This window comes from Dechloromonas sp. ZS-1 (assembly GCF_039649255.1).
Classification (GTDB): Bacteria; Pseudomonadota; Gammaproteobacteria; order Burkholderiales; family Rhodocyclaceae; genus Azonexus.
Genome location: NZ_JBDIYD010000003.1, coordinates 425,937 through 451,167, shown reverse-complemented (window position 1 = coordinate 451,167; position 25,231 = coordinate 425,937). Strand labels below are relative to the sequence as shown.

Below are 25,231 nucleotides of genomic sequence, written 5' to 3'. Positions count from 1 at the left end.
ATTCGACTTACTTGGCACCGGACAGAATCCACTGCACCAGTTTCTGGATATCGGCTTCAGGCAGATGGCCGTTGGGCGGCATCGGGATGCTGCCCCAGACGCCCTGGCCGCCGTTCTTTACCTTGGTCACAAGGCGGGCTGCCGCATCGGGTTGATCCTTGTAGCGCGCGACCACCTCGTTGTAGCCGGGGCCGACGATCTTGGCGTTGATGCCGTGGCAGGCCATGCACCCGTGCTTGGTGGCCATCTCCAGCGTCGGATTGGCCGGGGCGGCCGGTTTCGCGGCTTCGCCCAGCGTGCGCGTGCCGCGTACCGGACCGAAGCTGCGGTTCTGGTCGGCCAGTTCGCCATGCGCGGTGCGGGCGTAGTCGGGCAAGGTGGAACCGATCTGAACCGCCGGCTTGCAGTTTTTCATGCAGGCCGTGTTCTTCACGTCCGGCGTACCGCCATTGCCGATCCCGCCCTTCTTGGCTGACGCGCCCGGCCACATGCCGTGGTCGGTGGTCATGCCGTGGCGGTTGGGCATCTTCTGCTGTACCTCGGCGATGTTCTTGTCCGACAGCGTGAAGTCTGCCGGGACGATCTCGGCGAGGTTCAGGAAGTAGGCGAGGATGGCGTAGACATCGTCCGGCTTGAGCGACTTGGGTGCCGTCCAGGGCATCGCACGGTAGATGTAGTCATACACCGTGGAAATGGTGGCGACCTTGGTGAAGGTCGTGCGCTGGGGGATGTCGCCCTTCAGGAAACCGCCGACGCGACCGTTCTTGATGTCCTCGGCGGTGGTGCCCCCGATCAGCGGCGTGAACACTTCGTTCGATTCGCCGAAGGAGCCGTGACAGGAGGCGCATTTGTCCTCGAACAGCTCCTGACCGCGCTCGACGTTACCCGATCCTTTGGGCAGTCCCTTGAAGTCCGGGCGCACATCGATGTCCCAGGCTTTCACCTCGGCCGACGTTGCCTGCCGACCAATCCCCTTGAAGTTGTCAAAGGCCAGGGCGGCGGTCGACGCGCCGAACAGGGCCAAAACCAGCAACGATTTAGAGAACCTGGACATTGGTGACCTCCCCGCTTTCAACGACCTTCCAGGACTGGATCGCATTGTTGTGATAAATGGATTTGGTGCCGCGCACCTTGCGCAATTGGCCGTAGGTCGGCTGCACGTAGCCGGTTTCGTCGATGGCGCGCGATTGCAGGAGGGCGGGTTTGCCATCCCAGACCCAGCCGATGTTGAAACGGGTCAGCGCCTTGTTCTGCACCGGGCCTTCAAGACGGGCCGTTTGCCAGTTGATGCCGCCGTCAAAGGAAACATCGACCTGTTTGATGCGGCCACGCCCGGACCAGGCCAGGCCGGTCACGTTGTAGAAGCCGGGGTTGAGCAGGGTCTGGCCGCCCGAGGGGGTGGTGATGACCGACTTGCATTCCTGGATGGAGGTGTATTGGCGATGCAGGCCATTCGGCATCAGGTCGATGTAATGCACCGCCTCGTCCTTGGTCGCATAAGGCTTGTCGCCGACTTCGATGCGGCGCAGCCATTTGACCCAGGAAACGCCCTGTACACCGGGGACCACGAGGCGCAGCGGGTAGCCGTTTTCCGGGCGCAGCATCTCGCCGTTCATGCCGTAGGCCACGAAAACCTCGCCGTTTTCGACCATCTCCATCGGGATGGTGCGCGTCATCGAGGAGCCATCCGCGCCTTCGGCCAGCACATAGCGGGCCTTTTTGTAATCGACGCCGCAATCCTCGAGCAACAGCTTGAGCGGCACGCCGGTAAATTCGGAGCAGGACAGCATGCCGTGGGTGTATTGCACGGTGGGCACGGCGACATTGCCCCATTCCAGCCCGGTGTTGGCGCCGCATTCGATGAAGTGAATGCGCGACACGGAGGGCAGGCGCATCAGTTCGTCCATCGTGTAGACCTTGGGTTTTTTCAGGAAAGCCGGATCGGAACCGTTGATCATCAGGCGATGGCGGGCCGGATCGACGTCATGCCAGCCCTGGTGATGGCGCTCGAAGTGCAGGCCGGAGGGCGTGATGATGCCGAACAGGCCCTGGAGCGGGCAGAAGGAGACCGAGGCGCCACCGACGCGGGTCAGACCCGGCGATTCGCGGCGCAGCAACTGGCTCTCGTACTTCGACGGCGTGCCGTAGGGCCGGGTCGCCACCGGCTGCCCCAGGCTCGTCGTCCATTCCGGCAGGTTCAGGATGGCCGGATCGCCTTCGCTGGCGCGGGCGGCAAACGGGGCTGCAACGGCCGCCCCGGCGGCCAGGAAACTCTTGCGCAGGAAGTCGCGGCGTCCCTTGCCGACCGCCTCGATGGCGGCCGCATCGAGAAAATTCTCCGGGGCGCGTTTCAACTGTCCCGGCGTGTGGTCATGATTGCTCATAAGCTTGTTTTCCCCTCCATGATGAATGGTGATCTTGGTGTGCTGTTCAGTGCTTGGACGGGATCAGGCCCATGGCCTCCCCGATGTCCCGGCTCGCCACGGTGATGCTGACCGTGCGGCAGATATCGACGAAGTTCGGGTCAATGACGCGGTAATAGACCGCAGATCCCTCGCGCCGACGGTCAACCACGCCGGCCCGATACAAAATGTTCAGATGTCGGGAGATGTTGGCTTGGGTCAGGCCAATGCTCTCCACGACCTCATGCACAGGGCGCTCCTCGCTGCACAGGCAGGAAAGAATGCGCAGTCGGGTCGGGTCGGCCAGCAGGCTGAAGTAATGCGCAACCTGCTCGAAGATGCGGGATGTCTCGTCCATGATATTTTTTGATCTAAGTCACAAATCAATGTATAACTACATACTTATATAGTCAACATCTAATATTGTTGCGTCGCAACACAGCTGCCCGGACGGTTCTGGAGAGTGGGCTAGAATGCTTGCAGCAACGGGGATGGCACGGCTATAACCCGATATCAACCAGAAGGAGGAGATGAACCGATGACGCGTTTTTCGATGCTGATTGCGCTGGGGGTGCTGGCAACTGCCGGGACTGCCCATGCTGCGGATCCCAACCTCGGGCGTAACCTGGCGGCAACCTGCGCCAACTGCCACGGTACGAATGGTCATGCGGTCAAAGGCGCAGGCCTGGACGCATTGGCAGGGGTTCCCAAGGACAAAACCATGCAGAAGCTGATGGAATTCAAGGCGGGCGACCGACCGGCCACCATCATGCATCAGATTGCCAAGGGCTATACCGATGCGCAACTTGACCTGATCGCCGCTTACTTTGCGGCGCAGAAATAAGGGGGAAATCACGATGATGCTCATGAAACGACGCGATTTCCTGAAAGTCGGCGCTGCGGCCAGCGCCATGGCCTCCCTGTACGGCTGTGCCGGTGCCGGCAAGGCGGGCGGCCATGTGGTGGTGGTCGGTGGGGGCTATGGTGGCGCCACGGTGGCCAAGTACCTGCGCATGTGGAGCCAGGGCGCGGTTCAGGTCACTCTGATCGAGCGCAACCCGACCTTCATTTCCTGCCCGATTTCCAACCTGGTGATCGGTGGCACCAAGTCCATGGAAGACATCACCGTCAGCTATGACGGCCTGAAGAATACCTGGGGCGTGCGTGTGATTCAGGATGAGGTCCTGGCGGTCGACGGTCAAAAGAAGACGGTTTCCCTGAAGGCGGGCGGCTCGATGAGCTATGACCGTCTGGTGCTCTCGCCCGGTGTGGATTTCATGTGGGACGAGATTGCCGGCCTCGCTGCCGCAGATGCACAGGGCAAGATCCTGCATGCCTGGAAAGCCGGCCCGCAGACCGTGGCCTTGCGCAAGCAGCTGGAAAGCATGAAGGACGGCGGCGTCTACGCCATCTCCATCCCGAAAGCACCGTATCGCTGCCCGCCGGGGCCGTACGAGCGTGCCAGCCTGGTGGCCGACTACTTCAAGAAGCACAAGCCCAAGTCCAAGGTCGTCATTCTCGACGCCAACGAAGATGTGCAGTCCAAGAAGGCGCTCTTCATGAAGGCCTGGGCCGACCTCTACAAGGGGACGCTGGAGTACCGCCCGAACAGCGAAGTCAAGGAAGTCGATGCCGCCACCAACACGGCCGTGCTCGAGTTCGACAAGTTCAAGGCCGACGTGCTCAACATCATCCCGCCGCACCGTGCGGGCGATGTGGCGCACAAGTCCGGGATCAAGCTGATCAACAACCGCTGGGTCGATGTGAACTGGCTGTCCATGGAATCCACCAACATGGCCGGCATTCACATCCTGGGTGATGCCATCTTCCCGGCGCCGACCATGCCGAAGTCCGGTCATATGGCCAACCAGCACGGCAAGCTGGCCGCGGCGGCCATTCTCAACCTGCTTGCAGGCGAAGCGCCGAATCCGGAGCCGGTCGTGATGAACACCTGCTACAGCTTCGTGGATGCGAAGAACGTGATCCACGTTTCGTCCGTGCATCAGTACGATGCCGCTACCAAGGTGGTGCAGCCGGTCAAGGGGGCGGGCGGTGTCTCGGCGGCGCGCAACGAGATCGAAGGCAAGATTGCCCTGGCCTGGGCCAAGAACATCTGGGCAGACATGCTCGCCTGATTCGCCGGATGCTGAAACGACAATGGCCGCGTCAAGCGGCCATTGTTTTTGGTGCGCCGGCAAGCGGCGCCAGGTATGCGGAAAGGGCTCAGTCGAGGGTGGCGATGTACTCGGCGACGGCGTGGCGTTCCAGTTCGCTCAGCTTGGAGGCGACCGTGTGCATGACCGCGTTGTCGTTGTTGCGCTCGCGGCTGTTGAACTGCTTGAGCTGATCCTCGATGTAGCGCGGATGCTGTCCGGCCAGACGCGGCAGCTGGGGCGTACCGAGACCGCGTTCGCCGTGGCAGCTGGCGCAGGACGGCAGGCCGCTGAAGGTGTTGCCGCGGTTGAAAATGTATTTGCCGACGGCGAGCAGTTCGCCATCCTTGCCCTTGCGCGGCCCGACTACCTTGCTTTCGAAATAGGCGCCAAGGGCCTTCATTTCAGCCGGGGTGAGGTCATCGACCTGCGGCTTCATGGTGTCGCTCTTGCGGCGGCCGGATTTGAAATCGCCCAGCTGCTTGCTGACGTATTCGGCATGCTGGCCAGCCAGTCGCGGGAAGACCGCACTGGCGGATTCGCCGTTCAGGCCGTGGCAGAGGAAGCAGCGGCCGCTGACGATCTCGGCGGCACGTTCGGCATCGCCGGCCAGCGCCCCGGCAGAGAGCCCCAGCGTGAGCAGGACGGTAGCCAGCAGGTGGCGGGTGTTATGCATTGGAGTATCCCCTCGTGTATTGTTAAAGTAGTACATAATGAAATAATAATTATCTTACGCCTGCCTTTCAAATGGGCAGGTGCTGCAGTCCAGTATCGAGGATGTGCCGATTCGGCTGCATGATCCTTGATCTGGCGATAAAAAAAGGAGGCGGGATGCAACGTCGTCAGTTTCTCAGAAATGCGGCGGGCCTGAGTGCCCTGCTTGCAGCGGAGTGTGCGCCGTGGTCGGGCATGCTGGCCCTGGCCCGCGAGGTCGATGACTTCGTGCGCGGCCCGGTGGTACGCGATCATCCGCTGCGTCAGATTTCACCGCATGTCTGGATGATCCATTCGCCCGACGCTTTTCCGACGCCGGAAAACCAGGGGATGATGTGCAACATCACGTTTGTGGACACGCGGGACGGCCTGGTCGTGGTGGATAGCGGGGCATCGGTCCAGATTGGCGAGATGGCAATCCGCCAGGTCCGCAAGCAGTGGAAAAAGCCGGTGGTGGCCATCATCAATACCCACTATCACGGCGACCATTGGCTGGGAAACCATGCTTTTGCCGAGGCCTACGGGGCGGCGCTGCCGATCTATGCCCATCCCGGCACGCAGGCGGAAATTCGCGGCATGCAAGGCAATCTCTGGCGAACCCTGATGGAACAATGGACCAATCAGGCGACCATGGGCACTCAGGTCGTGCCGCCGAACCGGACGGTCAACCACGGTGAGGTGCTCAAATTCGGCGATGTCAGCCTGCGGATTCATCATTACGGCAAGGCACACACGCCCTCGGACATTTGCGTCGAAGTCCTGGAAGATCGCCTGACCTGTGTCGGCGATGTGGCCATGGATCGCCGTATCGCCAATATGGACGATGGTTCCTACCTCGGCAGCCTGGCTACTTTTGCTGCGCTGGAGCAGCATGCCGCCAGCCGTCTCTGGCTGCCCGGACATGGTTTGCCGGGGGCGCAGGTGCTGCAATGGAACCGGGAACTCTTCGAGGGGATTTATCGTCCTTGTGAGCAGGCCATTCGCGATGGGCTGCCGCTGGAGGCGGCGAAGGACCTGGTCCTGCGCGATGCGCGCGTGGCTTCGCGCGCCAAGGACACCAAGGGGTTTGAGGCGAATATCGGCAAGTATGTCAGCCTGGCCTATCTGGAAGCCGAGGCGGCGGGTTTTTAAGGGGGCGTAGCGTGAATAAGGCAGGATGGATCTTGTGTCTGGGATTGACGGGCCAGGCATTGGCCGAGGCGCCCTGGGGCACGGCGGTCGACCTGAAGCAGGCGGCCGAATTGCATCGGGAGAAGTGCGTGGCCTGCCATGTCCGGCTCTATGGCGGCGACGGCAGCAAGATGTACTCCCGCGACGGCCGGCTGCTGTCGTCGCAACTCGACATCCTGCAGCGGGTGGCTTCATGCAACGCGCAGGTCAGCGCCGGCTGGTTTCCGGAGGATGAAGCCAGCGTTGCAGCCTGGTTGAACCAGCAGTACTACCAGTTCAAACAATGATCCGGCGTTTGTTTCTGGGGAGCTTGCTCCTTGCGGGGGCGGCGCTGGCGCAGGCGGCCAGCCTGCCGCCGGCGGTCAACCTCCAGGCAGAGGCCAAAATGGCGCGGGCGGCCGGCTATCCGCTGGTCATTCTGTACAGCCGTCAGGATTGCCGCTATTGCGCGGCGGTGCGGCGCGAGCATCTGCTGCCGCTGACCAAAAGCCCGGAATACGGCGGGCGTGTCGTCGTGCGCCAGATCGATCAGGACAAGGAAACGCCGCTGCTGGATTTTGCCGGCGAAAAAACCACCCATGCCGCATTTGCCCGGCGCGAGCGTATCCGCTTTGTGCCGGTGGTGGCCTTTTATGGCGAGCAGGGCAAGGTGCTGGCCGACCCCATCATCGGTGCGCGCCTGCCGGATTTCTATAACAGCTATCTCGATGCCGCCCTGGCGAAAGGGCAGCGTTGAAGGCATGAAAGAGGCCACCCGCGGGTGGCCTTTTTGCATGACCGCCTTGAGCGATCAGTTTTCCTTCTCGTACACCACGTCGGCGCGGCGGTTTTCTGTCCAGGATTCTTCGTCGTGACCCTTCAGCTTCGGACGGCTTTCGCCCAGCGACTTCAGGACCACCTGCTTGTCCGATGCGCCATGGCCAATGATGGCCTGACGGACGCTTTCCGCGCGGCGCATGCCGAGGCGCTGGTTGTATTCGGCGCTACCGCGTTCATCGGCATTCCCTTCGATGCGCACGCGGGCCTTCGGGTTGGCCTGCAGGTAGCGCGCATGCGCTTGCAGCATCGGGTTGAATTCGGCGCGGATGGCGGTGGCATCGAGGTCGAAGTAGACGCTGCGCTGCGTGCGCAAGCCGACTTCGTCCATCTTGATCGGTGCTTCGGCGACGGTGGCGCCCGGCATGGTGTCGGCCAGTTCTGCCGGGACGGGCATGCCGAGCAGGCCCGGATGCACCTTGAGTTGCCCGCTTTGCGAAATGTGTTTGTTGACCGGAACATCCTTCGTGGAGACGCAGGCGCTCAGGATGAGGGCGGTCGCGATGAGCGGCAACGAACGGGAAAAGGGAACGCGCATGATGGATTGGGCGACTAAGGAGACCTGAATGATAGCCGCTTGGCGAGTTACCCACCAGCTATCTGCGTGGCACAGGGTGGTTGTTATTTAATTTTGAGATAAACAAATTCAAAAATTATCTTTGTCGTTATATAAACCTCGGCTAAATTTAGGCCATTGGTTATAGAGGAGTCTGTGATGGCTGTTTTCCGCAAATCCCTGTCTGCGCTGATTCTTGCCCTGACCGCTTCGGCGGCCCTGGCGGATGCGACCCTGCTCAACGCTTCCTACGACGTCGCCCGCGATGTCTATAAGGATTACAACCCGATGTTCCAGAAACACTGGAAGGCCAAAACGGGGGAAAGCCTGGAGCTGAAGCAGTCGCATGGTGGTTCGACCAAGCAGGTACGCGCCGTGGCCGATGGCCTGGAAGCCGATGTGGTGACCATGAACCAGGCCAACGACATCGAGTTCCTGGCCGAGAAGGGCTTGGTCGCCAAAGACTGGGCCAAGAAATTCCCGAACAATGCCTCGCCCTACACCTCGGCCATGGTCTTCATCGTGCGCAAGGGCAATCCGAAGGCGCTGAAGGATTGGGGCGACCTGGCTGCACCGGGTGTGCAGGTGATCGTGCCGCATCCGAAAAACACCGGGAACGGCCGCAATACCTATCTTTCTGCCTGGGCCTGGGCGCTCAAGCAGCCGGGCGGCAATGATGCCAAGGCGCAGGAGTTTGTCGGCAAGCTGCTCAAGAATGCCCCGCTCTTTGCCGCCGGCGGCCGCGATGCCACCACCACCTTCATGCAGCGTCGCCTGGGCGATGTGCTGATCACCTTCGAGTCCGAAGCGGAAATGATTGCCAAGGAATTCGGCAAAGGGGATTTCGAGGTCGTCTATCCGAGCCTGACCATGCAGACCGAATTCCCGGTCGCCGTGGTCGAGAAGGTGGTCGACAAGAAGGGTACGCGCAAGCAGGCAACGGCCTATCTGGAGTATTTGTGGTCCAAGGAAGGCCAGGAAAATGCGGCTCAGAATTACCTGCGTCCGCGTGATGCCGAGTTGCTCAAGAAGTACGCGCACTTCTTCCCGCCGGTGAAAACCTTTACCGTCGATGAAGTCTTCGGCGGCGCCCACAAAGCTTTCGTGACCCACTTCAAGGATGGCGGCAGCTTCGATCAGGTGTACGTCGCCAAGTAAGTACCGGCGGTATCTTGAACAGGCCGGGTGAGACCGCCCGGCCTTTGTTTTTCGTGTCCGACGGTCGACGTTCTACAGAGTCCCAAAATCATGGCTTCTCCTTCCCGACGCGTGTTGCCCGGCTTTGGCCTGGCGCTGGGCTACACGCTGGTGTATCTCTCGCTTCTGATCCTGATTCCGCTCGGCGGCATGATCCTCAAGGCCTCCGAGCTGGGCTTCGCGCAGATTCTCGATATTGCGTTAGGTGAGCGCTCACTTGCAGCGTTTCGCGTGACCTTCGTTTCCTCGCTGATCGCGGCCCTGATCAATGCCTTCTTTGGCCTGATCGTGGCCTGGGTACTGGTGCGCTATACCTTCCCGGGCAAGCGTTTTGTCGATGCCCTGGTCGATCTGCCTTTCGCGCTGCCCACCGCCGTGGCCGGGATCACGCTGGCCACGCTGTATGCCGGCAACGGCTGGCTTGGCCAGTATCTGGAGCCGCTGGGCATCAAGGTGGCGTATACGCCGCTCGGTATCATCGTCGCGTTGACTTTCGTCACACTGCCTTTTGTTGTGCGGACCCTGCAGCCGGTGATCGAGGATATCGAAACCGAGGTCGAGGAGGCGGCGGCGACGCTGGGCGCCTCGCGCTGGCAGACCTTTGCCAAGGTGATCTTTCCGGCCATCGGCCCGGCCCTGCTCACCGGGTTTGCGCTGGCCTTCGCGCGGGCGCTCGGCGAGTTTGGTTCGGTCATCTTCATTGCCGGCAACATTCCGCTGGTCTCCGAAATCGTGCCGCTGCTGATCATCTCCAAACTGGAGCAGTACGACGTGCTCGGCGCGACGGCGCTGGCCGTGGTCATGCTGGCCATTTCCTTCGTGCTCTTGTTGGTCATCAATGCCCTGCAATGGTGGGCGGCGAATCGGCACAAAAACACCGAGCCGCTCGAAGTGGCTGCCGGTAAAGCCAAGCAAGGGGAGGGCGCATGAGCCACAACAAACTGACCCGCGCCACCCAGGAACCGGCCTGGGTACGCTATACCCTGCTCGCCATCGCGCTGGGCTTCCTCTTCTTCTTCCTCGGCATGCCCTTGCTGGCCGTGTTCGTCGAAGCGCTGGCGCAAGGCGTCCCGGTGTATCTGGCGGCGCTGGGCGATCCGGAAACCCGCTCCGCCATCTGGTTGACCGTCGTCATCGCACTCGCCGTGCTGCCTTTCAATATCCTGTTTGGCGTGGCAGCGGCCTGGGCCATCGCGAAATTCGATTTCCGGGGCAAGAGCCTGCTGATCACGCTGATCGACCTGCCTTTTGCCGTGTCGCCGGTGGTGGCGGGCCTGATCTTCATCCTGATGTTCGGTTCCCAGGGCTATTTCGGCGAGTGGCTGGCAGCCAAGGACGTGAAGATCATCTTCGCTGTCCCCGGCATGATCATCGCCACGCTGTTCATCACCTTCCCCTTCATCGCCCGCGAACTGATTCCCCTGATGCAGTCGCAGGGCAAAGACGAGGAGGAGGCGGCGATTTCGCTTGGCGCTTCCGGCTGGCAGATGTTCTGGCGCGTCACCCTGCCCAACATCAAGTGGGGCCTGCTCTACGGCGTGATCCTGTCGAATGCCCGGGCGATGGGCGAATTCGGCGCGGTGTCGGTGGTCTCCGGCCACATCCGCGGCGAGACCAACACGCTGCCGCTGCACGTCGAAATCCTCTACAACGAATACAACGCCATCGGCGCCTTCGCTGCAGCGTCGGTGCTCGCCTTGCTGGCGCTCGTCACGCTGGTCGCCAAGACCATCGTTGAATGGCGTATGAAGAAGGAAACCGACATGCTGAATGCAGAACTACCCGGCGAGAAAACATCATGAGCATCGAAATCCGCAATATCTCCAAGCGCTTCGGCAATTTCGTCGCGCTCGACAATATCAACCTCGATATCCCGACCGGCGAACTGGTTGCACTGCTCGGCCCCTCCGGTTGCGGCAAGACCACGCTGCTGCGCATCATCGCCGGCATGGAAACCGCCGATCAGGGCGACATTCTCTTCTCCGGTGCCGAGGCAACGCATCTGCACGCCCGTGAGCGCAATGTCGGTTTTGTCTTCCAGCATTACGCGCTGTTCCGTCACATGACGGTGTTCGAGAATGTGGCCTTCGGTCTGCGCGTCAAACCGCGCAAGGAACGCCCGTCGGATGCCGAGATCAAGCGCCGGGTCATGGAACTGCTCGGCCTCGTCCAGCTGGACTGGCTGGCCGACCGTTACCCCTCGCAGCTCTCCGGCGGTCAGCGTCAGCGGATTGCGCTCGCCCGCGCCCTGGCCGTCGAACCCAAGGTGCTCCTGCTCGACGAGCCGTTCGGCGCGCTCGATACCAAGGTGCGCAAGGAACTGCGCCGCTGGCTGCGCCGCCTGCACGACGACATGCACATCTCCTCCGTGTTCGTGACGCACGATCAGGAAGAGGCGCTGGAGGTCGCCGACCGTGTGGTCGTCATGAACCACGGCAAGATCGAGCAGATCGGCTCGCCGGACGAGGTGTATTCCTCGCCCGCCACGCCGTTCGTCTATCAGTTCCTGGGCAATGTGAACGTTTTCCACAGCCGGGTGCAGGGCGGTTACGCCGAGGTCGAGCGTGAAGCCACGGCGAACAAGGCCGACAAGGCCACGGCCTTTGTGCGTCCGCACGACATCGATCTCTCCAATGTGCTCCTGGAAAACGGCATGCCGGCCACCGTGTCGCATGTGCATCCGATCGGGCCGGTGGTGCGGATCGAGTTGCAGCACGATGCCGAAATCGTCGAGGTCGAGCTCTCGCGCGAGCGTCACGAAGCCCTGCAACTGGTGGTTGGCCAGCAGGTCTGGTTCCGTCCCCGCCAGATGCGCGTGTTCGGGGCCGACAACCAGCCGCGCCCGGCGCCGGAAAAACAAGCCTTCCTGTTCTGATTCAGATCGAAAAAGGCCACGGGGGCTGAATGGTATAATCGGCCCCCGTTTTCCCTCGTTTCGGCATCTCCGGTGATTTTCACGCTCGGCCTCAACCATCATTCCGCTCCGCTCGCGATCCGCGAACGCGTGGCTTTTGGCGCCGATAAATTGCAGCATGCCCTGGCCGACCTGACGCACAATCAGCCGGTCAAGGAGGTCGCCATCCTGTCGACCTGCAACCGGACCGAAATCTACTGCGCGGCCGAGACGCCCGATGTCGTCATCGACTGGCTCTCGCACTACCACCAGATTCCGCGCGATGACATCGCGCCCTACCTGTACACCCACGACCAGCCGGCAGCGATCCGCCATGCGTTCCGCGTGGCCTCCGGCCTCGACTCCATGGTCATCGGGGAACCGCAGATCCTCGGCCAGATGAAGGATGCGGTGCGTGCCGCCGAAGAAACCGGCACGCTGGGCACGCAACTGCACAAACTCTTCCAGCGTTCCTTCTCGGTTGCCAAGGAAGTGCGGACGACCACCGCCATCGGCGCCAATATCGTCTCCATGGCGGCGGCCGGCGTGCATCTCGCCGAGCGCATCTTCGAGCGGATTGCCGATCAGCGCATCCTGTTCATCGGGGCCGGCGAGATGATCGAGCTGTGCGCCGCCCATTTCTGCGCCCAGAAGCCGAAGCAGGTCACCATCGCCAACCGTACCATCGAGCGCGGTCGGGCGCTGGCCGAGCAATATGGTGGCACCGCCATCCGTCTCGACGAATTGGGCGAACATCTGGCCCAGCACGACATCGTGGTTTCCTGTACGGCCAGCCCGCTGCCCATCATCGGGCTCGGCATGGTCGAACGCGCCATCAAGGCGCGCCGGCATCGTCCGGTGTTCATGGTCGATCTGGCCGTGCCGCGCGACATCGAAGAAGAAGTCGGCAAGCTCGACGATGTGTTCCTGTACACCGTCGATGACCTCGCGCAGGTCGTCGAGAGCGGGCTTGAATCCCGCCAGGCGGCCGTGATCGAGGCCGAAGACATCATTGCCCAGCGCGTTCAGGATTTTCAGTCCTGGTTGCAATCCCGCCATACCGTGCCGGTCATCCGCGCCCTGCGCGACAGCGCCGAGCGCATGCGCCGCCACGAGATGGAGCATGCGATGAAGCTGCTGGCCAAGGGCGAAGCGCCGGACAAGGTGCTGGAGCACCTGTCGCAGCGCCTGACCAATAAATTCCTGCACGCGCCGACGCAGACCCTGAATGCTGCCGAGGGCAGCGAGCGGGCCAGCCTGCAGCACGCCGCCGAGCGTCTTTTCCACCTGCATTCCGGCGAGTAGCGCACCGGCCGCGTGCCGGGGCCGGCTCGTTGTCGTTTGACCGTTCGCCCATGAAACCCTCCATCCGTCAGAAACTTGAATTGCTTGTCGACCGCCTGGACGAGATCGACCGCATGCTGGCCGCGCCGGACGCCGCCAACAACATGGATCAGTTCCGCAAACTGACGCGGGAGCGCGCCGAGGTCGAGCCGGTGGCACTGGAGTTCAATGCCTTCCGTCAGGCCGAGAACGACATTCTGGATGCCGAGGCCATGCTGGCCGATCCGGACATGCGTGACTTTGCCGAAGAGGAAATCGCCACCGCCAAGGCCCGTCTGCCTGCGCTCGAGCTCGCGCTGCAAAAACTGCTGCTGCCGAAAGATCCCAACGACGACAAGAGCGTGCTGCTGGAAATCCGTGCCGGGACGGGCGGCGATGAATCCGCGCTGTTTGCCGGCGATCTCTTCCGCATGTATTCGCGCTATGCCGAGCGTCAGCGCTGGCAGGTCGAGGTCATGTCGGCCAGCGAGTCCGATCTCGGCGGCTACAAGGAAGTCATTTGCCGGATTGGCGGCTACGGCGCCTATTCGCGCCTCAAGTTCGAATCCGGCGGCCACCGCGTGCAGCGCGTGCCGGCCACCGAAACCCAGGGGCGTATCCACACCTCGGCCTGTACCGTGGCCGTGATGCCGGAGGCCGACGAGGTCGAGGATGTGAACCTCAATCCGGCCGACCTGCGCATCGACACCTTCCGCGCTTCGGGCGCGGGCGGTCAGCACATCAACAAAACCGACTCGGCCGTGCGCATCACCCACCTGCCGACCGGCATCGTGGCCGAATGTCAGGACGGCCGTTCGCAGCACGCCAACAAGGCCTCGGCCATGAAGGTGCTGGCGGCCCGGATCAAGGACATCCAGCTGCGCGAGCAGCAGAACAAGATCGCCAGTACGCGCAAGAGCCTGATCGGCTCCGGTGACCGTTCCGAACGCATCCGTACCTACAACTTCCCGCAGGGCCGCGTGACCGACCATCGTATCAACCTGACTTTGTACAAGATTGGCGCGATCATGGAAGGCGATATGGATGAAGTGCTCGATGCGCTGGCTGCCGAACATCAGGCCGACCTCCTGGCCGAACTGGCGGAGCAGCACTGAAAATGACCCTTGGCGAAGCGTTGACCGTCGCCCGCGGCAAGATCGACCGGCTGGATGCCCGCCTGTTGCTCGAATACGCGACGGGCTGCACGCATACCGACCTGCTGGCCCGCCCGGAAACGCCGGTCATCGCCCCGGCCTGGGCGCAGTACCTGGCGTGGGTCGAGCGCCGCGCCGCCGGGGAGCCGCTGGCGTATCTGGTCGGCGAAGCCGAGTTCCGCGGGCGTATTTTTCAGGTCTCGCCGGATGTGCTCATCCCGCGCCCGGAAACCGAAGTCCTCATCGAACTGGCGCTGGCCCGGATGCAGGGGCTTGAGCGGCCGCGCATCGTCGATCTCGGCACCGGCTCCGGCATCGTCGCCATCTCGCTGGCGCTCGAATGCCCGCAGGCCGAGGTGCTGGCGGTCGATCTGTCGCCCGCCGCCTTGGCCGTGGCCCGGACCAATGCCGGGCGCCTCGGTGCCCGCGTCGATTTCCGCGCAGGGAGCTGGTTTGCGCCGCTGGCCGGTGAACGCTTCGATCTGATCGTTTCCAACCCGCCTTACGTGGCGGCGGGCGACCCGCACCTGGCCTTGAACGGCCTGCCGTTCGAGCCGCAGATGGCGCTCACCGACGGCGCCGATGGCCTCGCCTGCATCCGCGCCATCGTGGCGGATGCGGCGTCCTGCTTGAAACCGGCTGGCCACCTGCTCTTCGAGCACGGTTACGACCAGGGCGAAGCCAGCCGGAACTTATTGACCGCGGCAGGGTTCCAAGCCGCATTCACCCATCCCGACCTGGCCGGCATCGACCGTGTTTCAGGGGCCCATCTTTAAACTGGAGTTAGCATGTCCGACGTTCAGCAACGCATCCACGAAACCGTCACCACCAACCCGGTTGTCCTCTACATGAAGGGCGATGCCCGCTTCCCGCAGTGCGGCTTCTCGGCCACTGCCGTGCAGGTCCTCAAGCTGTGCGGCGTGACCGACTTCGTGACGGTCAACGTGCTGGCCGACGCCGAAATCCGCCAAGGCATCAAGGACTACGCCAACTGGCCGACCATCCCGCAGCTCTACATCAAGGGTGAGTTCATCGGTGGCTGCGACATCATGAAAGAGATGTACCAGGCTGGCGAACTGCAGCCGCTGCTGGCCGAATTTGCCAAGGCCTGATCGGGGCGCTGGCAGACACCCAAAGCCCGCCGCTTGGCGGGCTTTTTTCATGCTCAGGCCAGCCCGGCAATCAGGGCCATGGCCGCAAAACCCGTGACCAGGCCGGCGGTGCCGGCGGCTTCCTTGCCGGGGCGGTGCGAGGCTGGAATCAGCTCGTGGCTGACCACCCAGAGCATGGCACCGGCTGCGGCGGCGAGGGCGAGCGGCAAGGCATCACCGGCGATGCTGCTGGCGAGCACACCGAAGAGACCGCCCACTGGCTCGACCAAGCCCGTGCCCAGGGCGAAGAGGGCAGCCCGCCAGGGCGCGGTGCCGATGGCGAGGAGGGCGCTGGCGACGATCCAGCCTTCCGGAATGTTCTGCAGCGCAATGCCCAGGCTCATGCCGTGATCCACTCCGGCCGCCGCAGCGACCCCGACGGCCAGTCCTTCCGGCACGTTGTGCAAGGCAATGGCCGTGACGACGAGGCCGAGGCGGGGCGCCACGCTGGCCTGATCGATGTTTTCTACATGGGCGTGCGGCATGCGGCGATCCATCGTGTGCATGGCCCAGGCGCCGCCCATCAGCGCGGCTGCCGTGGCGAGACCGAGGGCAAGCGGCGTGACGCTCTCCGCGACATGGCCGACGGCCGGGACAAGGAGGGAAAACAGGCTGGCCGCGAGCATCATGCCGCCGGCGAGACCGAGCATCGGGGCCATCCAGTCGGCCTGCGGTCGACGCATGAACAGCACCGGAATTGCGCCGAGGCCGGTGGCCAATCCGGCCAGAAAACTGGCCTGCAAGCCGGCGGCCGCCATCGGATGGGCGGCAAACCAGTGCCCGGCCTGTTCCAGCCCGAAGGCGAGGCCGATGAGGGCCATGGCCAGGCCGATCCAGAGATGGCGGCGGGCGGTGGGGCGGGCGTAGTGACGAATGACAAGCTGGGTCATGGCGGTTCTCCTGCGTGATGGGAGAACGATACGCCCGCTGGCTTGATTGATCCAATCGATTGATTGAATCAATGCGATTGTTTTATTAAATCAACCCTTCAGGGCGGCTTCAACCACCTTGGGCTGCAGCGTGCGCACGATGTCGTGCGGATGCACGCCGACCAGATAGCCGCGACGTCCGCCGTTGATATAGATCAGCGGCAGGTCCAGGATGGTCTTTTCCAGGTAGATGGGCATTGCCTTCTTGGTGCCGAAGGGGCTGGTGCCGCCGACCAGATAGCCGGTATGGCGGTTGGCGACTTCCGGCTTGCAGGGTTCGATCTTCTTGCAGCCCACCTGGCGGGCGAGTTCCTTGGTCGAGACCTTGCAGTCGCCATGCATCAGGACGACCAGCGGCTTGGCGTTTTCGTCTTCGAAGATCAGGGTTTTGACCACGGCGTGCTCATCGACGTTGAGCTCGCGCGCCGAGACCTTGGTGCCACCATGTTCCTCGTAGGCGTACAGGTGGTTCGAAAACGGAATTTTGTGGGCCTTGAGAAATTTCGTGGCCTGGGTTTCCGGGGCGTGGTCCTGCTTGCTCATGGTGGTGCTCGGGAAAAAGTCGTCAGATGCGTAGTTTACGCCACCGGCGGTCGACCCGAAAACGTGGCCAGAATCAGGTGGTAGAAGAGTTCGGGATCGACCGGTTTGGCGATGAAGTCCGTCATGCCGGCGTCGCGGCAGCGCGTCCGGTCTTCGGCGAAGGCGTTGGCCGTGAGGGCAATGACCGGCGTCTGGCGATGCGCGGGCAGCATCCGGATGCGTTGCGTCGCGGCGAGGCCGTCCAGTTCGGGCATCTGCATGTCCATCAGGATCAGGTCGTAGGTGCGGGCTTCTGCGGCCGCAACCGCCTCCAGCCCATTTTCGGCGACGTCAGCGCTGAGGCCGGCATCGGCCAGCAGCATGAGGGCGATCTCGCGATTGATCGGCTCATCCTCGACGAGCAGGATGCGGCGTTCGGCATAGTGCTTGCGCAAGCGTTCTTCCGGATCACGTTCGTTCGGGCGCGGCGGGTGCGCCTGGGTTTGATCGGGGCGGGTCAGACGCACCGTGAACCAGAAGGTGCTTCCTTCTCCCTGAATGCTGCTGACGCCGACGCTGCCGCCCATGGCTTCGGCAATTTTGGCGGTGATGGCGAGGCCGAGGCCGGTGCCGCCGTATTTGCGGGTGATCGAGTTGTCGGCCTGCTCAAAGGCGGAAAAGAGCCGTGCCTGCGCTTCGGGCGCAATGCCGATGCCGGTGTCGCGGACAATGAAGCGCAGGCTGATGTCTTGGGCCGTTTCGTCTTCGATCCGGGCGCTCAGGGCGACTTCGCCCCGCTCCGTGAATTTGATCGCATTCGCGGCGTAGTTGAGGAGCGCCTGCTGCAGGCGGGTGGCGTCGCCGAGCAGGGTTTCGGGCAGTGCAGGCAGGTCGACCGTCAGGGCCAGGTGTTTGGCCTGCGCCCGCTCCTGCAGCATGCTGCGCACATTCTCGAACAGGGCGGCGGGCTGGAAAGGGGCATGCTCCAGGACCAGTTTGCCGGCGTCGATCTTTGAGAGATCGAGCACCATGTTGATGATTTCCTGCAGGTGTGTGGAGGCGGTTTCCAGTTTGCTCAGTCGGGTTTCCTGCTCGGCAGGCAGGCCGTTGCGCCGCATCAGGTGGGCCATGCCGCTGATGGCGTTGAGCGGCGTGCGGATTTCATGGCTCATGTTGGCCAGGAAGGCGCTCTTGGCGCGGCTGGCAGCTTCTGCGGCTTCCTTGGCCTCGGTCAGGGCGGCGGTGCGCTCCTGTACGCGGGCTTCGAGGGTGGCGTTCAGTTCGTGCAGGCTGTTCTCGTAACGGCGCAGATCGGTGATGTCTTCCTCGGCCCAGATCAGGAAGCGCTCGCCATGGGTTTCCATGACCTGCACGGAAATCTTGCAGAGCAGCGCGGTGCCGCTTGCCGTCAGCAGCGTGGCTTCGCCTGCGGCATGGCCATGCCGCTGTGCCGCCGCAATGAGGGCGTTGCGGTCGGGCGGGTTTTGCCACAGCCCGATTTGCAGCCCGGTGCGGCCGAGTACGGCAGGCTTGGGGCGTTCAAACTGACGAACCCAGGCCTCGTTGATGTCGAGGATGGCGCAGTCGCCATCGAAGCGGGAAAACTGCATCGGGACGGGCGAGGTGTTGAAGACGGCCAGGGCTTTCTGTTCGCGCGCCAGGATGGCGCTCGCCATGGCGCCAATGTCCTGCGAGAGGCGGTTGAATTCGGCAATGCGGCCCCGTGGCCAGGCGGGCGCGAGCTTGCCCTGTGCGGTCTGGTGGGCCTGCTGGACGATGCCGGAGAGCGGCCGGAGCAGGCGTCCCGCCCCGGAGAGTGCCAGCGAGGTGCCAATCAGCAGGGAGGCCAGGAAGCCGCCGCAGACGATCAGGATGGTGGTGCGGATTTCCGGGTGTTCCAGCCCCGCCGGGGTGCGGGCGATGAAGGACCAGCCGATGGTTTTGGAACGGGCACCGCCCACGTAGTAATCGTGGCCGTCGAGCGAAAACTGGTGGGGCAGGGGCTGATCGGCGAGAATGGCCTTCAGGAGCGGCGAGGAATAGAGGTTCTGACTGCCGGCACGGGTTTCCGATTCGGTATCGGCGAGCAATTCGCCGCGCTGGTCGACCACCCAGATGGCCCGCCCGCTTTCGCCGCGCGTCTGCTTCACGATATTGAGCAGGTAGCTGAGCGGCATTTCGCCGAGCAGCACCTGATCGTTGCCGACCGGCAGCGTGACGCCCACGGTGACGATGCCGGTCAGGGCGGAGAGGTATTTGTCCGTCCATAAGGCGCGTCGCTGGCGGCGTGCCTCGGTCAGGATCGGCGCCGCAGAGAGGTCGCTGCCGAGGGCTTCGGTTTCCAGATGTGCGTATTGCGGCGCGAGTGCGGCGGCCGTGACCAGGCCGCGGCCGTTGACCAGATACAGCGCCCGAAAGGTTTGCCCTTCGCCGACGACGCGCCGCAGCAGCGCGTCCGGCGCGCCCCGGGCGAGGGCTTCGCTGAGCAGCGCGAGCTGATCCTGTACCGCGCCCAATTGCAGTTCGATCCGCAAGACCTGCTCGCGCGCGTCGCCCTCGGCGCGAATGCGGATTTCGTTTTCCAGCTGCGGAATGCGGGTGAGCAGGAAAATCGTCGTCAGTACGGCAAAGGTGAGCAGCGACGTCAGGCCGAGGAGCAGCCCGAGGTAGGTCGGCAGCCGGAGTTCGCTGGGTAGAAAACGCTTCATTGCACCTGTACCGGCTGGCCGTTGCGGATTTCGGTGAAGAAGACCTGGCGCGTTGTGTCGCCGAAGTCATCAAAACGGATTTCCTGTTGCAGCCCTTGGTAGGGGCCGTGGCGGAGCAACGCCTGTTTCATGCTTTCTCCGGGCTGGCGTTTCTTGAGCGCGGTGAAGACCACATTGGCGGTGTCGTAGGCCAGCAGGGAAAACGAGCCGAACTCCCGCTGGAAGCGCGCTTTGAAGGCGTGCTTGAAATTCTGGTAGGGCAGATTCGGATCATCCCGGTTGTAAGCGTGGGCGATCAGGAGACCATCGACGGCGCTGCCGCCCATCTCCGCCAGGAGTTCGCCGGAAGCCGCCCATTCCGTGCTACTCAGGGGCAGATTGGGGGCAATGCGGCGGGCCTGCTGGCAGAGGCGGGCGGTGTCCAGGGTGCTGGCGATGAAGAGGAGGGCGTCCGGATGCTGGCGCTGCAGTTTCTGAATCAGGTCGGCGTAGGTGGGGGCGCCGATCGAATCGAAGCTCACGCTGCCGCTGACCGTGCCGCCCAGCGCTTCAAAGCGCTGCGTGAAGGCCTTGAGCCAGGTTTCGGAATAGGGACGGTTGGCGATGTCGTAGACCAGGCCCACCCGCCGCGCGCCGCGCTGGTACAGCACGCCGGCGTGATGCTCGGCCGCCTCGGCGGTGGTCCGGTTGACGCGAAAGAAGGCATCGTCCAGCCCCTTGAAGTCGGTCGAGGCCACGGTCGGGCTGATCGCGGTCAGGCCGGCTTCATTCATCATCGGGATGACGATCTTGGCCATGGCGCTGGTCACCGGGCCGATCACGATTTCCGGCTTGAGGGCGATCAGTTCGCGGGCGGCGCGAATGGCCAGGTCGGGGTCCTGGCCGTCGTCACGGACGATCAGCTCGATCGGGCGGCCGTGGATGCCGCCGGCCTGATTCTGATGCTCGATGGCGAGGATGACGCCATTGCGCACGCTTTCGCCAAAATCGGAGCCCTTGTCGGATAAGCCGGCCATCAGGCCGATCCGGATCGGTTCCTGCGGTCCACAGCCTGCCAGGGCCAAAAAAGCCAGGGCCGGCAGGCACACACATCGAATCCATGCGTTCATTCGATTCCTCTCCCCCGTGCGTCTCTGTCGGGCGCACTGATTATTGTTCTATCGATGACTGCATCCCTATTCTAGCCTCTGGGATGATGAACTGCATGCAGTGTTTTCAGGCGTTCACGGGCGACGTGGGTGTAAATCTGCGTGGTCGTGATATCGGCATGGCCGAGCAGCAACTGGACCACGCGCAGGTCGGCGCCGTGGTTGAGCAGGTGGGTGGCAAAGGCATGGCGCAGCACGTGGGGCGAGAGGCGGGCGGGGTCGATGCCGGCCTGCAGCGCATAGCGCTTGATCAGCTGCCAGAAGGCCTGGCGGGTCATTGCGCCGCCGCGCGCCGTGACAAACAGGTCGTCGCTGTGTTGGCCTTTGAGCAGGCTGAGGCGGGCCGCATCGAGATAGTTCTGAATCCAGTCGATGGCCTCGGCCCCGAGCGGTACCAGCCGTTCCTTGCTGCCCTTGCCGAAGGCGCGCAGGACACCGTCGGCGAGGCTGACTTCATGCAGCTTCAGATTGACCAGTTCCGAGACGCGCAGACCGGTGGCGTAGAGCGTCTCCAGCATGGCGCGGTCGCGCAGGCCCAGTTCGTTGCCGGTGTCCGGCGCATTGAGCAAAGCCTCGACCTGTTTCTCCGAGAGCACCTTGGGCAGACGGCTCGGGCGGCTGGGGTTGGCGAGTTTCAGGGTCGGATCGCTGGCCAGCCGCCCGCGTGCGACCTGCCAGCGGAAAAAGCGGCGCAGGGTCGACAGGTAGCGGGCTTGCGAACTGGCCTTGGTCTGGGCGGCCAGATGCGCGACGAAGGCGCTCAGCGTGAGATCGCGCAGGTCGAGCAGGGCTTCGTGTTGCCCTGCGTCGAGCCAGCGTGCGAGCTGGCCGAGGTCGGTCCGGTAACTGTCGAGCGTGGCTTTGGCGAGGCCGTCCTCCAGCCACAAGGCATCGCAGAAGGCGTCGATCTCGCCTTGGTCAGCAGGGCGGATGGGCAAGGGGCATGCCTTCGTGGGCGAGCAGCCAGCGTTTCACATCGAGCAGGAAACCGGCGCTGTGTTGGTTGAAGCCGCCCAGCCCGCCGGCGGCCACCACGCGGTGGCAGGGCACGACCAGCGGATAGGGGTTGGCACCGCAGGCCTGGCCGACGGCGCGGGGGGCATTGTGCAGGCGGGTGGCGAGTTGACCATAGGTGTGCACATGCCCGAGCGGAATGCGCGCAATCTCTGCCCAGACGCGTTGTTGAAAGGGCGTGCCGGCGGGGCTGAGCGGCAGCTGGAAGTGGCGGGTCGGGTCCGCGAGGTAGGCCTTGATCTGGCGCGCAGCCTCTGCCGCCAGCGCATTGGCCGGCGCCTGCTCGGGTTGCGCTTCGAGAAACTCGATCTGGTGCACTGCGTGCTCATCGCACGCGATGCCCAACGCAAAGCCGGGGGCGGCAACGATGGCCTGGTAGGGCGTCGGGGCGGGTTTCATGGGGGCTCGCAAAATCAGCGTTTTCCGACGGTCGACCGCCGGAAAACGGCAAAAATCAGAAGGCCGAGAGGCCGGTTTGCGCCCGCCCGAGGATCAGGGCATGCACATCGTGCGTCCCTTCGTAGGTGTTCACCACTTCCAGATTCACGACGTGGCGGATCACTCCGAAGTCATCCGAAATGCCGTTCCCGCCCAGCATGTCGCGCGCCGTGCGGGCGATGTCGAGGGCCTTGCCGCAACTGTTGCGTTTCATCATCGAGACGATTTCTGGCGTCGCGCTGCCATCGTCCATCATGCGCCCGAGGCGCAGCGCGCCCTGGATGCCGAGGGTGATTTCGGTCTGCATGTCGGCCAGCTTTTTCTGGACGAGCTGGTTGGCGGCGAGCGGCTTGTCGAACTGCTTGCGGTCCAGCGTGTATTGGCGCGCCGTGTGCCAGCAGGCCTCGGCTGCACCGAGCGCGCCCCAGGCGATGCCGTAGCGGGCGGCGTTGAGGCAGGTGAAGGGGCCCTTGAGGCCGGTCACGTTGGGCAGCAGGTTCTCGGTCGGGACGAACACCTCATCCATGACGATTTCGCCGGTCACGGCGACACGCAGGCCGACCTTGCCGTGAATGACCGGCGCCGACAGCCCGGCCATGCCCTTATCGAGGATGAAACCGCGGATCACGTTGTCGTCGTCCTTGGCCCAGACGACGAAGACATCGGCGATCGGCGCATTGGAGATCCAGTTCTTGCTGCCCGAGAGCTTCCAGCCGCCCGGCACGGCGCGGGCGCGGGTGGCGAGGCTGGCCGGGTCGGAGCCGGAATTCGGCTCGGTCAGGCCGAAGCAGCCGATCCATTCGCCCTTGCCGAGTTTGGGCAGGTATTTCTGTTTCTGGGCTTCCGTACCAAAGGCGAAAATCGGCAGCATGACCAGCGAGGATTGCACGCTGAGCATGGTGCGGTAGCCGGAGTCGATGCGTTCGATCTCGCGGGCGATCAGGCCGTAGGAGACATAGTTCAGGCCGGCACCGCCGAATTGCGGCGGCAGGGTCGGGCCGAGCAGGCCCATGTCGCCCATTTCGCGGAAAATGGCCGGGTCGACCGTCTCGTGCCGGAAAGCGTCGCGCACGCGCGGTTTCAGGGCCTTCTCGGCAAAGCTGCGCGCCGCGTTACGCACCTGGCGCTCGTCGGCGGCCAGCTGGCTGTCCAGCAGCAGCGGGTCTTCCCAGTTGAAAGTCGGTTTGCTCATGGTGCTGTCTCCTCAGTGTCGTGCCGCTGGGCGGCATCTTGTTGTGCGAGCGGGGCAATCCCGGAGATTGCCCCGTTCAGGGATCAGGCGCGGACGTGTCCGTCGCCGAGCACGATCCATTTCTCGCTGGTCAGGCCTTCAAGGCCGACCGGGCCGCGGGCGTGGATCTTGTCGGTGGAAATGCCGATCTCGGCGCCGAGACCGTATTCGAACCCATCGGCGAAACGGGTCGAGGCGTTGATCATCACCGAGCTGGAATCGACCTCGCGCAGGAAGCGCATGGCCTTCGAGTGATCCTGGGTGACGATGGCTTCCGAGTGGTGCGAGGAATACTGGTTGATGTGGGCGACGGCCTCATCGAAGCCGCCGACGACCTTGACCGAGATGATCGGGGCCAGGAATTCGGTGTAGTAATCCTCGTCGCTCGCCGCCACGGCGTTCGGCACGAGCGCGCAGGTTTCGGCGCAGCCGCGGAGTTCGACGCCCTTGCCGGTGAGCATGGCGGCGATGGCCGGCAACTGGGCGGCGGCGATGCTGCGGTCGATGAGCAGCGACTCGGCCGTGTTGCAGGTGCCGTAGCGCTGGGTCTTGGCGTTTTCGACGATCTTCAGGGCCTTGGCCGGGTCGGCATCGGTTTCGATATAGACGTGGCAGTTGCCATCGAGGTGCTGGATCATCGGCACGCGGGCTTCGGCCAGCAGGCGGGCGATCAGGCCCTTGCCGCCGCGCGGCACGATGACATCGACGAACTCGCGCATGGTGATCAGTTCGCCGACGGCGGCGCGGTCGGTGGTGTTGATCACCTGCACGCACTCGGCGGGCAGGCCGGCGGCTTGCAGGCCCTCCTGAACCAGGGCGGCGATGGCGCGGTTGCTGTTGATGGCTTCGGAACCGCCGCGCAGGATGGCGGCATTGCCGGACTTCAGGCAGAGCGCGGCCGCATCGGCGGTCACGTTGGGACGGGCTTCGTAAATGATGCCGATGACGCCGAGCGGCGCGCGCATCTTGCCGACCTGGATGCCGGACGGACGGAATTTGATGTCGCGGATTTCACCGACGGGATCCGGCAGCTTGGCGACTTGTTCGACGCCCTCGGCCATCGATTCCACGCCTTTTTCGGAGAGCGTCAGGCGATCCAGCATGGCCGGTTCCAGGCCGTTGGCGCGGGCGGCATCGAGATCCAGCTGGTTGGCGGCCACAAGGGCGGCTTTTTCGCGACGGATGGCGCTGGCGATGTGCATCAGCGCGGCATTCTTTTCAGCCGTCGTGGCCATCGTCAGGCGGCGCGAGGCGGCACGCGCCTGGCGGCCGACGGTCTGCATGTATTCCTTGATATCCATGGTGTTTCGGCAATTGAGCAAAAGCTGATTATAGCGATACAAATAACTGGGAACTTCCAGAAGCAGGTAAACTCTTAGCCCTAACGAAAACAAGGCTTTCCATTGAGGAACACATGGCCGAAAAATTGATCCTGCCGACCGAGGTCAAGGTCTGTGCAACCTGCAGCTACTGGGATGGTGAACGCCAGGTGGATGCAGAGATGAAAGTGGTGGTGGTGTCGCACGAATGCGAGGGTGAGTGCCTGGTTCAGGAAGCATCGAAGCCGGGATTGCACGATATTCGCTGCGAGTGCGATTGCATGTGGGAAGACCTCGAACCGGACGCTGCCGATTCGGCGGCTGAGCCCCGCGCTGCCGAGTAAGGTTTGCCGCTATCCGTCGCCGGAGCACCCGCTGCCGAGGGCTCGGGAC

General features: G+C 63.4%; 27 protein-coding genes. 14 read left to right on the top strand and 13 right to left on the bottom strand.

The genetic code is table 11. The features are described 5' to 3' along the window. Positions 1 to 7 precede the first annotated feature (7 nt). The 3 genes from AACO21_RS07310 to AACO21_RS07300 are packed head-to-tail and all read right to left on the bottom strand — an operon-like array spanning position 8 to position 2,760. A complete protein-coding gene (locus AACO21_RS07310) occupies positions 8 to 1,054 on the bottom strand; it encodes a c-type cytochrome (protein ID WP_346191848.1) in 1,047 nt (348 codons plus the stop codon). Next, positions 1,038 to 2,384: a sulfite dehydrogenase gene (gene soxC, locus AACO21_RS07305; RefSeq protein ID WP_346191847.1), complete on the bottom strand. Its 1,347-nt coding sequence runs from the start codon at positions 2,382 to 2,384 to the stop codon at positions 1,038 to 1,040. Before soxC ends, AACO21_RS07310 begins: the two co-directional genes overlap by 17 nt. Before the next feature lie 46 nt (positions 2,385 to 2,430). After that, positions 2,431 to 2,760, bottom strand: a complete 330-nt coding sequence (locus tag AACO21_RS07300; protein ID WP_346191846.1) for a metalloregulator ArsR/SmtB family transcription factor — start codon at positions 2,758 to 2,760, stop codon at positions 2,431 to 2,433. A 180-nt stretch (positions 2,761 to 2,940) separates the two neighbouring features. Here AACO21_RS07300 and AACO21_RS07295 point away from each other — a divergent pair, with 180 nt between their 5' ends. Next, on the top strand, positions 2,941 to 3,246 hold the full coding sequence (locus tag AACO21_RS07295; protein ID WP_346191845.1) for a c-type cytochrome: 306 nt from the start codon (positions 2,941 to 2,943) through the stop codon (positions 3,244 to 3,246). Positions 3,247 to 3,259: 13 nt separating this feature from the next. Continuing rightward, positions 3,260 to 4,537, top strand: coding sequence for an FCSD flavin-binding domain-containing protein (locus tag AACO21_RS07290; protein ID WP_346191844.1), 1,278 nt, complete (start codon positions 3,260 to 3,262; stop codon positions 4,535 to 4,537). An 88-nt stretch (positions 4,538 to 4,625) separates the two neighbouring features. On the opposite strand, the gene AACO21_RS07285 is transcribed toward AACO21_RS07290, so the two are convergent. Further along, positions 4,626 to 5,231, bottom strand: a complete 606-nt coding sequence (locus AACO21_RS07285; RefSeq protein WP_346191843.1) for a c-type cytochrome — start codon at positions 5,229 to 5,231, stop codon at positions 4,626 to 4,628. 155 nt (positions 5,232 to 5,386) lie between these two features. Between AACO21_RS07285 and AACO21_RS07280 the strand changes: the two genes are divergently transcribed. From AACO21_RS07280 to AACO21_RS07270, 3 genes are read left to right on the top strand one after another with little or no spacing between them, the layout of a single operon-like run. Continuing rightward, positions 5,387 to 6,400 carry an MBL fold metallo-hydrolase gene (locus AACO21_RS07280; protein WP_346191842.1) on the top strand — a complete coding sequence of 338 codons (1,014 nt, stop codon included), beginning with the start codon at positions 5,387 to 5,389 and terminating at the stop codon, positions 6,398 to 6,400. A gap of 11 nt (positions 6,401 to 6,411) precedes the next feature. Beyond that, positions 6,412 to 6,726, top strand: a complete 315-nt coding sequence (locus AACO21_RS07275; RefSeq protein ID WP_346191841.1) for a cytochrome c — start codon at positions 6,412 to 6,414, stop codon at positions 6,724 to 6,726. After that, a complete protein-coding gene (locus AACO21_RS07270) occupies positions 6,723 to 7,175 on the top strand; it encodes a thioredoxin fold domain-containing protein (RefSeq protein ID WP_346191840.1) in 453 nt (150 codons plus the stop codon). The genes AACO21_RS07275 and AACO21_RS07270 overlap by 4 nt, the downstream gene beginning before the upstream one ends. Positions 7,176 to 7,229: 54 nt before the next feature. On the opposite strand, the gene AACO21_RS07265 is transcribed toward AACO21_RS07270, so the two are convergent. Continuing rightward, the gene (locus tag AACO21_RS07265; protein WP_346191839.1) at positions 7,230 to 7,793 is read right to left on the bottom strand and encodes an OmpA family protein; all 564 of its coding nucleotides are present in this window, start codon (positions 7,791 to 7,793) and stop codon (positions 7,230 to 7,232) included. A gap of 177 nt (positions 7,794 to 7,970) precedes the next feature. On the opposite strand from AACO21_RS07265, the gene AACO21_RS07260 reads away from it, so the two are divergent. The 8 genes from AACO21_RS07260 (at position 7,971) to grxD (ending at position 15,490) form a co-directional block, all read left to right on the top strand. Beyond that, complete coding sequence (locus AACO21_RS07260; RefSeq protein WP_346191838.1) at positions 7,971 to 8,969, top strand: sulfate ABC transporter substrate-binding protein; 999 nt, start codon at positions 7,971 to 7,973, stop codon at positions 8,967 to 8,969. Between the two features lie 90 nt (positions 8,970 to 9,059). After that, the gene (gene cysT, locus AACO21_RS07255) at positions 9,060 to 9,938 is read left to right on the top strand and encodes a sulfate ABC transporter permease subunit CysT (protein ID WP_346191837.1); all 879 of its coding nucleotides are present in this window, start codon (positions 9,060 to 9,062) and stop codon (positions 9,936 to 9,938) included. Further along, a complete protein-coding gene (gene cysW / locus AACO21_RS07250) occupies positions 9,935 to 10,810 on the top strand; it encodes a sulfate ABC transporter permease subunit CysW (RefSeq protein ID WP_346191836.1) in 876 nt (291 codons plus the stop codon). Before cysT ends, cysW begins: the two co-directional genes overlap by 4 nt. Then, positions 10,807 to 11,883 (top strand): sulfate ABC transporter ATP-binding protein, encoded by a 1,077-nt coding sequence (locus AACO21_RS07245; RefSeq protein ID WP_346191835.1) that lies wholly within the window; start codon positions 10,807 to 10,809, stop codon positions 11,881 to 11,883. Before cysW ends, AACO21_RS07245 begins: the two co-directional genes overlap by 4 nt. A gap of 72 nt (positions 11,884 to 11,955) precedes the next feature. Next, positions 11,956 to 13,206, top strand: coding sequence for a glutamyl-tRNA reductase (hemA, locus tag AACO21_RS07240; protein WP_346191834.1), 1,251 nt, complete (start codon positions 11,956 to 11,958; stop codon positions 13,204 to 13,206). A 50-nt stretch (positions 13,207 to 13,256) separates the two neighbouring features. Further along, on the top strand, positions 13,257 to 14,339 hold the full coding sequence (gene prfA, locus AACO21_RS07235; RefSeq protein ID WP_346191833.1) for a peptide chain release factor 1: 1,083 nt from the start codon (positions 13,257 to 13,259) through the stop codon (positions 14,337 to 14,339). Between the two features lie 2 nt (positions 14,340 to 14,341). Continuing rightward, complete coding sequence (gene prmC, locus AACO21_RS07230; protein WP_346191832.1) at positions 14,342 to 15,154, top strand: peptide chain release factor N(5)-glutamine methyltransferase; 813 nt, start codon at positions 14,342 to 14,344, stop codon at positions 15,152 to 15,154. Between the two features lie 12 nt (positions 15,155 to 15,166). Next, a complete protein-coding gene (grxD, locus tag AACO21_RS07225) occupies positions 15,167 to 15,490 on the top strand; it encodes a Grx4 family monothiol glutaredoxin (protein WP_346191831.1) in 324 nt (107 codons plus the stop codon). A gap of 53 nt (positions 15,491 to 15,543) precedes the next feature. On the opposite strand, the gene AACO21_RS07220 is transcribed toward grxD, so the two are convergent. From AACO21_RS07220 to AACO21_RS07185, 8 genes are all read right to left on the bottom strand, one after another. Then, complete coding sequence (locus AACO21_RS07220) at positions 15,544 to 16,419, bottom strand: ZIP family metal transporter (protein WP_346191830.1); 876 nt, start codon at positions 16,417 to 16,419, stop codon at positions 15,544 to 15,546. A gap of 90 nt (positions 16,420 to 16,509) precedes the next feature. Continuing rightward, the gene (ybaK, locus tag AACO21_RS07215) at positions 16,510 to 17,001 is read right to left on the bottom strand and encodes a Cys-tRNA(Pro) deacylase (protein WP_346191829.1); all 492 of its coding nucleotides are present in this window, start codon (positions 16,999 to 17,001) and stop codon (positions 16,510 to 16,512) included. Positions 17,002 to 17,036: 35 nt separating this feature from the next. After that, positions 17,037 to 19,688, bottom strand: a complete 2,652-nt coding sequence (locus AACO21_RS07210; RefSeq protein ID WP_346191828.1) for a response regulator — start codon at positions 19,686 to 19,688, stop codon at positions 17,037 to 17,039. Beyond that, complete coding sequence (locus tag AACO21_RS07205; RefSeq protein WP_346191827.1) at positions 19,685 to 20,797, bottom strand: ABC transporter substrate-binding protein; 1,113 nt, start codon at positions 20,795 to 20,797, stop codon at positions 19,685 to 19,687. The genes AACO21_RS07210 and AACO21_RS07205 overlap by 4 nt, the downstream gene beginning before the upstream one ends. A gap of 71 nt (positions 20,798 to 20,868) precedes the next feature. Beyond that, the gene (gene xerD / locus AACO21_RS07200) at positions 20,869 to 21,774 is read right to left on the bottom strand and encodes a site-specific tyrosine recombinase XerD (RefSeq protein WP_346191826.1); all 906 of its coding nucleotides are present in this window, start codon (positions 21,772 to 21,774) and stop codon (positions 20,869 to 20,871) included. Continuing rightward, entirely contained in the window at positions 21,755 to 22,249 is a 495-nt protein-coding gene (locus AACO21_RS07195) for a methylated-DNA--[protein]-cysteine S-methyltransferase (RefSeq protein ID WP_346191825.1), read from the bottom strand. Before AACO21_RS07195 ends, xerD begins: the two co-directional genes overlap by 20 nt. A 55-nt stretch (positions 22,250 to 22,304) precedes the next feature. Further along, complete coding sequence (locus AACO21_RS07190) at positions 22,305 to 23,480, bottom strand: acyl-CoA dehydrogenase (RefSeq protein ID WP_346191824.1); 1,176 nt, start codon at positions 23,478 to 23,480, stop codon at positions 22,305 to 22,307. A gap of 83 nt (positions 23,481 to 23,563) precedes the next feature. Continuing rightward, positions 23,564 to 24,820, bottom strand: coding sequence for a glutamate-5-semialdehyde dehydrogenase (locus AACO21_RS07185; RefSeq protein ID WP_346191823.1), 1,257 nt, complete (start codon positions 24,818 to 24,820; stop codon positions 23,564 to 23,566). A 113-nt stretch (positions 24,821 to 24,933) separates the two neighbouring features. Between AACO21_RS07185 and AACO21_RS07180 the strand changes: the two genes are divergently transcribed. Further along, the gene (locus AACO21_RS07180) at positions 24,934 to 25,182 is read left to right on the top strand and encodes a hypothetical protein (protein WP_346191822.1); all 249 of its coding nucleotides are present in this window, start codon (positions 24,934 to 24,936) and stop codon (positions 25,180 to 25,182) included. The last annotated feature ends 49 nt before the right edge of the window (positions 25,183 to 25,231 follow it).